Below are 11,987 nucleotides of genomic sequence, written 5' to 3'. Positions count from 1 at the left end.
CCAGTTCCAAAAGGAAACCAATAAAATTGGTGCCCCATCTGAAAAGAGGCTGCGCGCGTAAGCGGGCAGCCTCTTCAGGGCGACAGTTAAAAAACTGTCTTATTGCTTGGCGGCAGCCAGCTGGGCAGCAACTTCTTCAGCGAAGTTGTCGACCGGCTTCTCGATGCCTTCGCCTACTTTGAAGTAGGTGAAAGAAACAATTTCTGCACCGGCTTTCTTGGCCAGTTCGCCGACCTTGATTTCAGGGTTCTTGACGAACGCCTGCTCAACCAGGCTCGCTTCAGCCAGGAACTTGCTGATACGACCTTTAACCATGTTTTCAACGATGTTTTCTGGCTTGCCAGCGATCTTGTCAGCGTTGAGGGTCAGGAACACGCCTTTCTCGCGCTCGACCGCTTCAGCGGAAACTTCCGATGGCAGCAGGAATTCAGGGTTGGTGGCCGCTACGTGCATAGCGATGTCTTTGGCCAGCTCAACGTTGCCGCCCTTGAGAACAACCGCGACACCGATCTTGTTGCCGTGCAGGTAACCACCAACAACATCACCTTCAACGCGAGTCAGGCGACGGATATTGACGTTTTCGCCAACCTTGCCGACCAGAACCAGACGATCGGCTTCTTGAGCTTCGATCAGCGGAGCGACATCAGTCAGCTTGTCAGCGAACGCTTTTTCTACGCTGGAAGCAACAAATGCCTTGAAGTCGTCTTGCAGGGCCAGGAAGTCGGTCTGCGAGTTCACTTCCAGCAGAACGGCGGATTTACCGTCTTCTTTAAGAGCGATCGCGCCTTCAGCAGCCACGTTGCCTGCTTTCTTGGCAGCCTTGATGGCGCCCGAAGCACGCATGTCATCAATGGCTTTTTCGATGTCGCCGCCAGCCTTGGTCAAGGCCTTTTTGCAATCCATCATGCCTTCGCCGGTACGCTCGCGCAGTTCTTTGACCAACGCTGCAGTAATCTCTGCCATTTTCAAATTCCTCTTGGATAGGTTTTCAACCATTCCACCCGATCGAACGGGCGTTCAATTCTTCCCGAACCACCCTTGTTAGCCGCTGCACGTTACAAATGCTGTAGCTGCGCTGCTCACAAATGGTTTTCGAGGTGGCAAAAAGGGGGCCAAGCCCCCTTTTTGCTTACTGAGTCAACGCCAGGGCGTCAGTTACTCAGCTGCAGCTGCCGGAGCTTCTTCAACGAACTGCTCGGTGCCGCCAGCAACGTGGTTGCGACCACGGATTACAGCGTCAGCCATCGAACCCATGTACAGCTGGATAGCGCGGATTGCGTCATCGTTGCCTGGGATGATGTAGTCAACGCCTTCCGGGCTGCTGTTGGTATCGACTACGCCGATAACCGGGATGCCCAGCTTGTTGGCTTCGGTGATCGCGATGCGCTCGTGATCAACGTCGATAACGAACAGAGCGTCTGGCAGACCGCCCATGTCCTTGATACCACCCAGGGAACGATCCAGCTTCTCAAGATCGCGAGTGCGCATCAGCGCTTCTTTCTTGGTCAGCTTGGCGAAAGTACCGTCTTCGGCTTGTACTTCAAGGTCACGCAGACGCTTGATGGAAGCACGGATGGTTTTGAAGTTGGTCAGCATGCCGCCCAACCAGCGGTGATCGACGTACGGCGAACCGCAACGTGCTGCTTCTTCAGCAACGATCTTGCCAGCGGAACGCTTGGTGCCGACGAACAGAATCTTGTTTTTGCCCTGGGCCAGACGCTCTACGAAAGTCAGAGCTTCGTTGAACATTGGCAGGGTTTTTTCAAGGTTGATAATGTGAATCTTGTTACGCGCGCCGAAAATGTATTTACCCATTTTCGGGTTCCAGTAACGGGTCTGGTGACCGAAGTGCACACCGGCCTTCAGCATATCGCGCATGTTGACTTGGGACATGATAGTTCCTTAATAAGTCGGGTTTGGCCTCCACGTATCCCAATGACCAACCAGCAGCTTCAGCTGAAGGCACCCAGGTCATCGTGTCGACACGTGTGTGGATTTAAGCTTTTCAGGGTATCCCCGGAAAGCGGCGCATTTTATATCACAAGGCAGAAAAAAACGGAACCCGGATTCTGAAAACCGGGGGAATGCTTTTGGCCCCCGCCTTGGAATCCCCCCAGAATGCGCCATCCTATAAAGAGAAGCGATGCACAGAGGCTCAGATTTGCGCTGATCGTCTGATAGAATCGTGTTTTTCAGGGCCGCGACAATTGTTCGCGCAATGCCCATTTCGTTTTAGAAAGCGCCATTGAGCGCAGAGAGAGCCTGTATGACCGTCACCCTCAAAACCCCAGAGGACATCGCAAAAATGCGGATCGCCGGCAAATTGGCCGCCGATGTGCTGGAAATGATTGCCGATTATGTCAAACCGGGTGTCACCACCGAAGAACTGGACCGCATTTGCCACGACTACATCGTCAATGAGCAGAAAGCCATCCCAGCCCCGCTCAACTACAAAGGCTTCCCGAAGTCGATCTGCACCTCGATCAACCATGTGGTCTGCCATGGCATCCCGAACGAGAAACCGTTGAAGGATGGTGACACACTGAATATCGACGTCACCGTGATCAAGGACGGCTACCACGGCGATACCAGCCGCATGTTCCACGTCGGCACGGTGCCGGTCTGGGCCGAGCGCCTGTCCCAGGTGACTCAGGAATGCATGTACAAGGCCATCGAACTGGTCAAACCCGGCTGCCGCCTGGGCGATATCGGTGAAGTGATCCAGAAGCACGCCGAAAAGAACGGCTTCTCGGTGGTTCGCGAGTTCTGTGGCCACGGCATCGGCAAGGTGTTCCACGAAGAGCCGCAGATCCTGCACTACGGCCGCGCCGGCACCGGCATGGAACTGAAAGCCGGCATGACCTTCACCATCGAGCCGATGATCAACCAGGGCAAGGCTGACACCAAGGTGTTGGGCGACGGCTGGACCGCCATCACCAAGGATCGCAAGCTGTCGGCACAGTGGGAACACACTCTGCTGGTGACCGAAACCGGTTACGAGATCTTCACTTTGCGCAGCGACGATACCATCGCACGCGTTTCGGCCTGATCCCGCCCGCTCCGTTCCCAGCCTTATAGAAAGGAAAGCCAATCGATGCCGCAGGTGGATCCCGAACTCTTCGACCGCGGCCAGTTCCAGGCTGAACTGGCCCTGAAGGCAAGCCCTATTGCTGCTTTCAAGAAGGCGATCCGTCAGGCCCGCGAGGTGCTCGACGAGCGGTTTCGCAGTGGCCGGGATATTCGCCGGCTGATCGAGGATCGCGCCTGGTTTATCGACAACATCCTGCAACAGGCCTGGGAACAGTTTAACTGGAGCGAAGACGCCGATATTGCCCTGGTGGCGGTCGGCGGCTATGGTCGCGGCGAGTTGCACCCCTATTCCGACATCGATTTGCTGATTTTACTGGACAGCGCCGATCACGAAATTTTTCGGGATTCCATCGAGCGCTTTCTGACGCTGCTGTGGGACATCGGCCTGGAAGTAGGCCAGAGCGTTCGTTCGGTGGACGAATGCGCCGTCGAGGCCCGTGCCGACCTGACGGTCGTCACCAATCTGATGGAAAGCCGCACTATTTGCGGCCCCGAGCGGCTGCGCCAGCGCATGCTGGATGTCACCAGCACCGCGCACATGTGGCCGAGCAAGGAGTTCTTCCTGGCCAAACGCGCCGAGCAAAAGGCCCGTCACCACAAATACAACGACACTGAATACAACCTGGAACCCAACGTCAAAGGTTCGCCCGGCGGCTTGCGGGATATTCAGACGATTCTCTGGGTCGCCCGCCGTCAGTACGGCACCCTGAACCTGCGGGCCCTGGCGGGCGAAGGATTCCTGGTGGAGAGCGAAAACGCCCTGCTGGCCTCGTCCCAGGAGTTTCTGTGGAAAGTACGTTACGCCCTGCACATGCTCGCCGGCCGCTCCGAAGACCGCTTGCTGTTCGATCACCAGCGTTCCATCGCCGGGCTGTTGGGGTTCGAAGGCAATGACGCCAAGCAAGCCATCGAAAACTTCATGCAGCAGTATTACCGGGTGGTCATGAGCATTGCCCAGCTCAGCGACCTGATCATCCAGCACTTCGAAGAAGTGATCCTGGCCCCCGAAGACGAAGCGCCACCACAACCGATCAACTCGCGGTTCCAGCTGCACGACGGCTACATCGAGGCGCGTAGCGACAACGTGTTTCGCCGTACGCCATTCGCCATGCTCGAGATCTTTGTGCTGATGGCCCAGCAACCGGAGATCAAAGGCGTACGCGCCGATACCATCCGCCTGCTGCGGGAAAATCGTCATCTTATCGACGACGATTTTCGCAACGACATTCGTAATACCAGCCTGTTCATCGAGCTGTTCAAGTGCAAGATCGGCATCCACCGCAATCTGCGGCGGATGAACCGTTACGGCATCCTTGGGCGCTATCTGCCGGAGTTCGGTTTCATTGTCGGGCAGATGCAGCACGACCTGTTTCACATCTATACGGTCGATGCCCATACCCTGAACCTGATCAAACACCTGCGTAAGCTGCAGTACACCCAGGTGTCGGAAAAATTCCCGCTGGCCAGCAAGCTCATGGCCAAACTGCCCAAACCCGAACTGATTTACCTGGCCGGTCTGTATCACGACATCGGCAAGGGCCGGCATGGCGATCACTCGGAAATCGGCGCCGTGGATGCCGAAGCCTTTTGCCAGCGCCATCAGTTACCGGTGTGGGACAGCCGTCTGATCGTGTGGCTGGTGCAGAACCATCTGGTGATGTCGACCACCGCCCAGCGCAAGGATCTGTCCGACCCGCACGTGATCCACGATTTCGCGCAGACCGTCGGCGATGAAACCCGTCTTGATTATCTGTATGTGCTGACCGTTGCGGACATCAACGCAACCAACCCAACGCTATGGAACTCCTGGCGCGCGAGCCTGTTGCGCCAGCTCTACACCGAGACCAAGCGCGCCTTGCGTCGTGGCCTGGAGAACCCGGTAGATCGCGAAGAGCAGATCCGCCAGACCCAGAGCGCGGCACTGGACATCCTGGTACGCGGCGGCAACGATCCGGACGATGTCGAGCAGCTCTGGGCGCAATTGGGTGATGACTATTTCCTGCGCCACACCGCTGGCGACGTGGCCTGGCACACCGACGCGATTCTGCAGCAACCGGCTGACGGTGGCCCGCTGGTGCTGATCAAGGAAACCACCCAGCGCGAGTTCGAGGGCGGTACGCAGATCTTCATTTATGCTCCGGACCAGCACGACTTCTTCGCCGTGACCGTGGCCGCGATGGACCAGCTCAACCTGAACATTCACGACGCCCGGGTCATCACTTCCAGCAGCCAGTTCACCCTCGACACCTATATCGTGCTCGACACCGATGGCGACTCGATCGGCGACAACCCGGCACGGGTCAAGCAGATCCGCGAAGGCCTGACCGAAGCCCTGCGCAATCCGGACAACTACCCGACCATCATCCAGCGTCGGGTGCCGCGCCAGCTCAAGCATTTCGCGTTTGCGCCACAGGTGACGATCCACAACGACGCCCAGCGTCCGGTGACCGTGTTGGAGCTCAGTGCGCCCGACCGTCCCGGCCTGCTGGCGCGGATCGGCACGATCTTCCTCGAGTTCGATCTGTCGCTGCAGAACGCCAAGATCGCCACCTTGGGCGAGCGCGTGGAAGACGTGTTTTTCATCACCGACGCCAACAATCAGCCGCTATCCGACCCGTTGCTGTGCAGCCGTTTGCAGGATGCAATCGTCGAACAGCTGAGCGTCAGCCAGGAACCCGATATCAAACTTTCGCGCATCAGCATCTGAATTAACAAATTTCCCTGTGGGAGCGGGCTTGCTCGCGAAAGCGTCCTGTCAAACAACATTGATGGTGACTAACACACCGCTTTCGCGAGCAAGCCCGCTCCCACATTTATAGAGGCCCCCCATGAACAACGCTCTGAACCAGTTGCAGCCCTACCCGTTCGAAAAGCTCCGCGCCCTGCTCGGCAGCGTCACGCCAAACCCGGACAAACGCGCCATTGCGCTATCCATCGGCGAGCCGAAACACCGTTCGCCGAGTTTCGTCGCCGAAGCATTGGCGAGCAATCTGGATCAGATGGCCGTATACCCCACCACCCTCGGCATCCCGGCGTTGCGTGAAGCCATTGCCGCCTGGTGCGAACGTCGCTTCAGCGTCCCGAACGGCTGGCTCGACCCGGCGCGCAACGTACTGCCGGTCAACGGCACCCGTGAAGCGCTGTTTGCCTTCACCCAAACCGTGGTCAACCGTGGCGACGACGCCTTGGTGGTCAGCCCGAATCCTTTCTATCAGATCTACGAAGGCGCCGCGTTCCTGGCCGGGGCCAAGCCGCATTACCTGCCGTGCCTGGATGAAAACGGCTTCAACCCGGACTTTGACGCTGTTTCGCCAGACATCTGGAAACGCTGCCAAATCCTGTTCCTGTGCTCGCCGGGCAACCCGACCGGCGCGCTGATTCCGGTCGAAACCCTGAAGAAGCTGATTGCTCTGGCCGACGAATACGACTTCGTGATCGCCGCGGACGAGTGCTACAGCGAGCTGTACTTCGACGAACAAACCCCGCCACCGGGCCTGCTCAGCGCCTGCGTGGAACTGGGTCGCAAGGACTTCAAACGTTGCGTGGTGTTCCACAGCCTGTCCAAGCGTTCCAACCTGCCGGGCCTGCGTTCCGGGTTTGTCGCCGGTGATGCCGACATCCTCAAGGGCTTCCTGCTCTATCGCACCTACCACGGCTGCGCGATGCCGGTTCAGACCCAGCTGGCCAGCATTGCTGCATGGAATGATGAAGTGCATGTGCGCGCCAATCGTGCGCTGTATCGCGAGAAATTCGATGCGGTGCTGGAAATCCTTAGCCCGGTGATGGACGTGCAACGCCCGGATGGCGGCTTCTACTTGTGGCCTAGCGTTGCCGGTGATGATGAAGCGTTCTGCCGTGACCTGTTTGTCGAAGAGCATGTGACGGTCGTACCAGGGTCTTACCTGTCTCGCGAAGTGAACGGTTCAAACCCCGGCGCAGGCCGAGTACGTATGGCGCTGGTTGCACCGCTGGCAGAATGCATTGAAGCCGCAGAGCGAATTCGCGCGTTTATTACACGTAACAAATAACTCATAAAAGCTCCGCACTATGCAATGTAGTGCGGAGCACTATTAACCAAGCCACTTATTTAAAAATACTTCCACACCCCAGCACACACACAACAACACCCTCTTCTAAAAAACAAACTTACATATCTCTTTCGCCTACCAATTGACGACACCAAGCAATACACACTATAAAAACCCATCTGAACACCAGATCAAAACAAAATCACATAGCTAAACAAACCCATGAATCTCCAACAATAGAGACTTCAAACAACACACTCTCACAAGGATGACGAGCATGAACTTATGCAAGTGCATTGAGCCCGATGACACTCAGGCTTCTTATGATGCGGCAATTAATGAAGACCGAGCGAACGCACCCCAGGCAATACCGGGAGGTCGACAAAAACGCGCTGTAGGCGACCACACCAAATTCTGGAAAAAAGGTCGGACACTAAAAGTGGCTTTTCTGAGCACAAACCCTTGGTTCATCGATGCCACAAAAGGAGCAATCCACCAATGGATACCTGCCGTCTTTGACGTTAGCATCCTTTTCGTCAAAGGTTCGGAGGGTGATATCCGGATATCTGACGAGTTCCATTCAGGGAATTGGTCCTGTATTGGCACTGACGCACTGACTGTACCGAAAGATGGCCCGACCATGAATTTGCAATGGCAAGGACTAGATCAAGATTTCTTCGGTACCGTGCTACATGAGTTTGGCCACGCTCTTGGGCTTGTACACGAGCATCAACATCCAGATGCCAATATTAACTGGAACGAAACTGTCGTTTACGAATTCATGAGTCGAACACAAAAATGGTCAAGAGAGGAGATCCATTTCAACATGTTAAAAAAATTTGAAAAATCAAACACTAGAACATTGCCTTATGACCGCACCTCAATCATGCACTACCCTATCCAGGCTGAACTTACTCTCGACGGTGTAGCGATAGCGCGCAACAACCGCTTATCTGCAAACGACGTAAAGCTGATGACAGACATTTACAGCGGACGATAAACATAAATACTGTCAGGTGTAGACAAGCTGCCTCTGACAGTTAATATAAAGTTACACATTATAGAGCCTTACATTTTATCCACGAACAGATTCCTTCCTATGCTGTTTTTTGTGACGCATCGTTAAGCGCTCAACGCCCTCCTCAAAATGACACTTCACGGAAGAAGTTAAAAATGAATAACCTCGAAAACTGCACGTTCATCCAATGGCCGGACTATCAGGAGTCGTAGGACGTCGCCGTCAATGAAAACCCAGCCAATGCTGCTTCAACCGTCAGGTCTCGACGCAAGCGCTCGCTCGTCAATTACTCAAAGCTGTGGGCAAAATGCCGGGCACCTATGCGCTATTGATTCATCCGGACTTGCAAAAATAAAAGAGCGGCTCCCATGCAATCGACAGCATTGAAGTGCCATATTAGCCCTCTAGACTGCTGACTGACCGTCGCACCCATGCCGCACGGAACATCTGATGGCCAAGTCAAAAAGACAAACCCGACCACAGCCGACGCGAAACCGTCCGGTCATGGCATAATCCGTCACCTTTTATTTTCAGCACCTGCAAGGGGGCAATTCCTTGACCGTTTCAAGCAAAACGTTGCACCTTTTCGGCATCAAAGCCTGCGACACCATGAAAAAGGCGCGCACCTGGCTCGATGAACACGCTGTCAGCTATGACTTTCATGATTACAAAGCAGTCGGAATCGACCGTGAACACCTGAGCCAATGGTGCGACGAGCACGGCTGGCAAGTGGTGTTGAACCGTGCAGGTACGACCTTTCGCAAGCTCGACGACGAACGCAAAGCCGATCTCGACCAGCCGAAAGCCATCGAACTGATGCTCGCGCAACCCTCGATGATCAAGCGCCCAGTGCTCGATCTCGGTGACCGAACCCTGATTGGCTTCAAGCCAGATATCTACGCGGCCGCACTCAAGTAAGGCAGCCCGTTCCATTTTGTTAGAGGTATCAACATGTCCACTACCCTGTTCAGCCTGGCCTTTGGTGTCGGCACTCAAAACCGTCAAGGCACATGGCTGGAAGTGTTTTACGCGCAGCCACTGCTCCACCCGTCGGCCGAACTGGTCGCTGCCATTGCGCCGATTCTGGGCTACACCGAAGGCAATCAGGCCATCGCCTTCAGCACCGCTCAGGCGTCGCAACTGGCCGAAGCGCTGAAAGGCGTCGACGCTGCCCAGGCTGCGCTGCTCACCCGTCTGGCCGAGAGCCACAAGCCGCTGGTCGCGACCATTCTGGCCGAAGACGCGCAGCTGAGCTCCACGCCTGAGGCTTACCTCAAGCTGCACCTGCTGTCCCATCGTCTGGTCAAGCCGCACGGCCTGAACCTGGCCGGCGTGTTCCCGCTGCTGCCGAACGTGGCCTGGACCAGCCAGGGCGCGATCGACCTGGCCGAACTGGCCGAACATCAACTGGAAGCCCGTCTGCGCGGCGAGCTGCTCGAAGTGTTCTCGGTGGACAAGTTCCCGAAAATGACCGACTACGTGGTACCGGCCGGCGTGCGTATCGCTGATGCGGCCCGTATTCGTCTGGGCGCTTACGTGGGCGAAGGCACCACCGTCATGCACGAAGGTTTCGTCAACTTCAACGCCGGCACCGAAGGCCCGGGCATGATCGAAGGCCGTGTGTCGGCAGGCGTGTTCGTCGGCAAGGGTTCGGACCTGGGCGGCGGTTGCTCGACCATGGGCACCCTGTCGGGTGGTGGCAACATTGTGATCAAGGTCGGTGAAGGCTGCCTGATCGGCGCCAACGCCGGTATCGGTATCCCGTTGGGCGACCGCAACACTGTCGAGTCGGGCCTGTACGTGACCGCCGGCACCAAGGTGGCGCTGTTGGACGAGCACAACAAACTGGTCAAAGTCGTTAAAGCCCGTGAACTGGCCGGTCAGCCTGACCTGCTGTTCCGCCGCAATTCGGAGACCGGTGCCGTGGAGTGCAAAACCCACAAATCGGCCATCGAACTGAACGAAGCGCTGCACGCTCACAACTAAGCAGAGCGTCAAACGATCACCTGATCTTGTAGGAGCGAGGCTTGCCCGCGAAGCTTTTAGCGCCAGTAATGACGCCTTCGCGGGCAAGCCTCGCTCCTACAGGTCAGGCGTTCCCCCCGCCCATGTCACCAGGGCCGAACAACATGATGATTCCCTCTCCCTGGCGCGCCGATTTCCCGGCCATCGCCGCTCTGCAACGGCAAGACCAGACTTATCTGGACAACGCCGCCACCACGCAAAAACCTCAAGCCCTGCTGGATGCCCTGGCGCATTACTACGCCAACGGCGCGGCCAACGTGCATCGGGCGCAACACTTGCCCGGCGCCCATGCCACCCAGGCGTTCGAGAACAGCCGCAGCAAAGTTGCGCAATGGCTCAATACCGGCGATTGCGGGCAAATCATCTTTACCCACGGCGCAACATCCGCGCTGAACCTCCTGGCCTATGGCCTGGAACACGTATTCAATCCGGGCGATGAAATTGTCATCAGCGCCCTGGAGCATCACGCCAACCTGTTGCCGTGGCAGCAACTGGCCCACCGTCGCGGCTTGAAGCTGGTGATCCTGCCACTGGATGCCGACGGATTGATTGACCTTGAAGCCGCCGCTCACCTGATCGGCCCGCGTACACGCCTGCTGGCGGTCAGTCAGCTGTCCAACGTGCTCGGTGCCTGGCAGCCGCTGCCCGCGTTGCTGGCGATGGCCAAGGCGCACAACGCGCTGACCGTGGTCGACGGCGCTCAAGGCGTGGTCCATGGCCGGCATGACGTGCAGGCGCTGGGTTGCGACTTCTATGTGTTTTCCAGCCACAAACTCTACGGCCCGGATGGCCTGGGGGCGCTGTTCGGTCGTCATGAAGCGCTCGAGCAACTGCGCCCATGGCAGTTCGGCGGCGAAATGGTGCTGGATGCCAACTACCACGACGCACGCTTTCGTCCCGCGCCGCTGGGGTTCGAGGCGGGTACGCCGCCGATTTCCAGCGTGATTGGCCTGGGGGCGACCCTGGATTATCTGGCCGGGCTGGATCAGGACGCCGTGTCCGCCCACGAAGCGGCGCTGCACGACTATTTGCTCAAAGGCCTTGAAGCGCGCAACGGCATCCGCCTGCTGGGCAAGCCACAATTGGCACTGGCCAGTTTTGTCGTCGAGGGCGTGCATAACGCTGATCTGGCGCATTTGCTGACCGAACAGGGAATCGCCGTACGCGCCGGTCATCATTGCGCCATGCCGCTGCTCAAAAGCTTTGAACTGGCCGGGGCAATTCGGGTGTCGTTGGCGTTGTACAACGATTCGGAAGATCTTGAGCGCTTTTTTGAAGCGCTGGATCAGGCCCTGGAGTTGTTGCGATGACCTTGCCCGCCGATGCCGTCACGGCGCTGGACACTTTTCAGAAGACTGCGAGCTGGGAACAGCGGGCACGGTTGCTGATGCAATGGGGCGACCGCCTGCCTGCATTGAGCGATGCGGATAAAGTCGAAGCCAACCGCGTGCATGGCTGTGAAAGCCAGGTGTGGCTGGTCGGTGCGCTGCAGGACGGTCATTGGCAGTTCAGCGCCAGCAGCGATGCGCGGTTGATTCGCGGGTTGGTGGCGCTGCTGCTGGCACGGGTCAATGGGTTGTCGGCAGCTGAACTGCAGCAGGTGGATTTACCGGATTGGTTTAATCAGCTAGGCCTGTCGCGGCAGTTGTCGTCGTCGCGCAGCAATGGCCTCAACGCCGTGCTACAGCGAATGCGAGAACTCGCCGCCTGAATGATCGTTCCCACGCTCTGCGTGGGAATGCCTCAAGGGACGCTCCGCGTTCCAGTTCTCGAAAGGGACGCGGAGCGTCCCGGGCTGCATTCCCACGCAGAGCGTGGGAACGATC

10 protein-coding genes are annotated in these 11,987 nt (G+C 57.3%); 8 read left to right on the top strand and 2 right to left on the bottom strand.

What is annotated here, in order from left to right; all coding sequences use genetic code 11:
- Nucleotides 1–99: 99 nt before the first annotated feature.
- Entirely contained in the window at nt 100–963 is an 864-nt protein-coding gene (gene tsf, locus PSH97_RS05305; RefSeq protein WP_305448384.1) for a translation elongation factor Ts, read from the bottom strand.
- A gap of 192 nt (nt 964–1,155) precedes the next feature.
- On the bottom strand, nt 1,156–1,893 hold the full coding sequence (rpsB, locus tag PSH97_RS05300; protein ID WP_007907989.1) for a 30S ribosomal protein S2: 738 nt from the start codon (nt 1,891–1,893) through the stop codon (nt 1,156–1,158).
- A 373-nt stretch (nt 1,894–2,266) separates the two neighbouring features.
- Here rpsB and map point away from each other — a divergent pair, with 373 nt between their 5' ends.
- The 8 genes from map to PSH97_RS05260 all read left to right on the top strand — a co-directional run bounded on the left by map (nt 2,267) and on the right by PSH97_RS05260 (nt 11,872).
- On the top strand, nt 2,267–3,049 hold the full coding sequence (gene map / locus PSH97_RS05295) for a type I methionyl aminopeptidase (protein ID WP_095631674.1): 783 nt from the start codon (nt 2,267–2,269) through the stop codon (nt 3,047–3,049).
- Between the two features lie 45 nt (nt 3,050–3,094).
- Nucleotides 3,095–5,797, top strand: coding sequence for a [protein-PII] uridylyltransferase (locus PSH97_RS05290; RefSeq protein ID WP_305448383.1), 2,703 nt, complete (start codon nt 3,095–3,097; stop codon nt 5,795–5,797).
- A gap of 121 nt (nt 5,798–5,918) precedes the next feature.
- Nucleotides 5,919–7,118, top strand: a complete 1,200-nt coding sequence (gene dapC, locus PSH97_RS05285; RefSeq protein WP_305448382.1) for a succinyldiaminopimelate transaminase — start codon at nt 5,919–5,921, stop codon at nt 7,116–7,118.
- A 277-nt stretch (nt 7,119–7,395) separates the two neighbouring features.
- On the top strand, nt 7,396–8,118 hold the full coding sequence (locus tag PSH97_RS05280) for a M12 family metallopeptidase (protein WP_305448381.1): 723 nt from the start codon (nt 7,396–7,398) through the stop codon (nt 8,116–8,118).
- A 627-nt stretch (nt 8,119–8,745) separates the two neighbouring features.
- Nucleotides 8,746–9,054 carry an arsenate reductase gene (locus tag PSH97_RS05275; protein WP_238542515.1) on the top strand — a complete coding sequence of 103 codons (309 nt, stop codon included), beginning with the start codon at nt 8,746–8,748 and terminating at the stop codon, nt 9,052–9,054.
- A gap of 33 nt (nt 9,055–9,087) precedes the next feature.
- Complete coding sequence (gene dapD / locus PSH97_RS05270) at nt 9,088–10,122, top strand: 2,3,4,5-tetrahydropyridine-2,6-dicarboxylate N-succinyltransferase (RefSeq protein WP_305448380.1); 1,035 nt, start codon at nt 9,088–9,090, stop codon at nt 10,120–10,122.
- 143 nt (nt 10,123–10,265) lie between these two features.
- Complete coding sequence (locus tag PSH97_RS05265) at nt 10,266–11,471, top strand: aminotransferase class V-fold PLP-dependent enzyme (protein WP_305448379.1); 1,206 nt, start codon at nt 10,266–10,268, stop codon at nt 11,469–11,471.
- Complete coding sequence (locus PSH97_RS05260) at nt 11,468–11,872, top strand: SufE family protein (RefSeq protein WP_305448378.1); 405 nt, start codon at nt 11,468–11,470, stop codon at nt 11,870–11,872. Before PSH97_RS05265 ends, PSH97_RS05260 begins: the two co-directional genes overlap by 4 nt.
- Nucleotides 11,873–11,987 lie beyond the last annotated feature (115 nt).

The organism is Pseudomonas cucumis, assembly GCF_030687935.1.
In the GTDB taxonomy this organism is placed as follows: Bacteria; Pseudomonadota; Gammaproteobacteria; order Pseudomonadales; family Pseudomonadaceae; genus Aquipseudomonas; species Aquipseudomonas cucumis.
This window is presented reverse-complemented; position numbering and strand designations above follow the sequence as displayed.

Coding starts and splice junctions, on each gene's coding strand:
- dapD (WP_305448380.1), top strand. CDS start 9,088: ATGTCCACTACCCTGTTCAGCCTGGCCTTTGGTGTCGGCACTCAAAAC.
- dapC (WP_305448382.1), top strand. CDS start 5,919: ATGAACAACGCTCTGAACCAGTTGCAGCCCTACCCGTTCGAAAAGCTC.
- tsf (WP_305448384.1), bottom strand. CDS start 963: ATGGCAGAGATTACTGCAGCGTTGGTCAAAGAACTGCGCGAGCGTACC.
- PSH97_RS05280 (WP_305448381.1), top strand. CDS start 7,396: ATGAACTTATGCAAGTGCATTGAGCCCGATGACACTCAGGCTTCTTAT.
- PSH97_RS05260 (WP_305448378.1), top strand. CDS start 11,468: ATGACCTTGCCCGCCGATGCCGTCACGGCGCTGGACACTTTTCAGAAG.
- rpsB (WP_007907989.1), bottom strand. CDS start 1,893: ATGTCCCAAGTCAACATGCGCGATATGCTGAAGGCCGGTGTGCACTTC.
- PSH97_RS05275 (WP_238542515.1), top strand. CDS start 8,746: ATGAAAAAGGCGCGCACCTGGCTCGATGAACACGCTGTCAGCTATGAC.
- PSH97_RS05265 (WP_305448379.1), top strand. CDS start 10,266: ATGATGATTCCCTCTCCCTGGCGCGCCGATTTCCCGGCCATCGCCGCT.
- PSH97_RS05290 (WP_305448383.1), top strand. CDS start 3,095: ATGCCGCAGGTGGATCCCGAACTCTTCGACCGCGGCCAGTTCCAGGCT.
- map (WP_095631674.1), top strand. CDS start 2,267: ATGACCGTCACCCTCAAAACCCCAGAGGACATCGCAAAAATGCGGATC.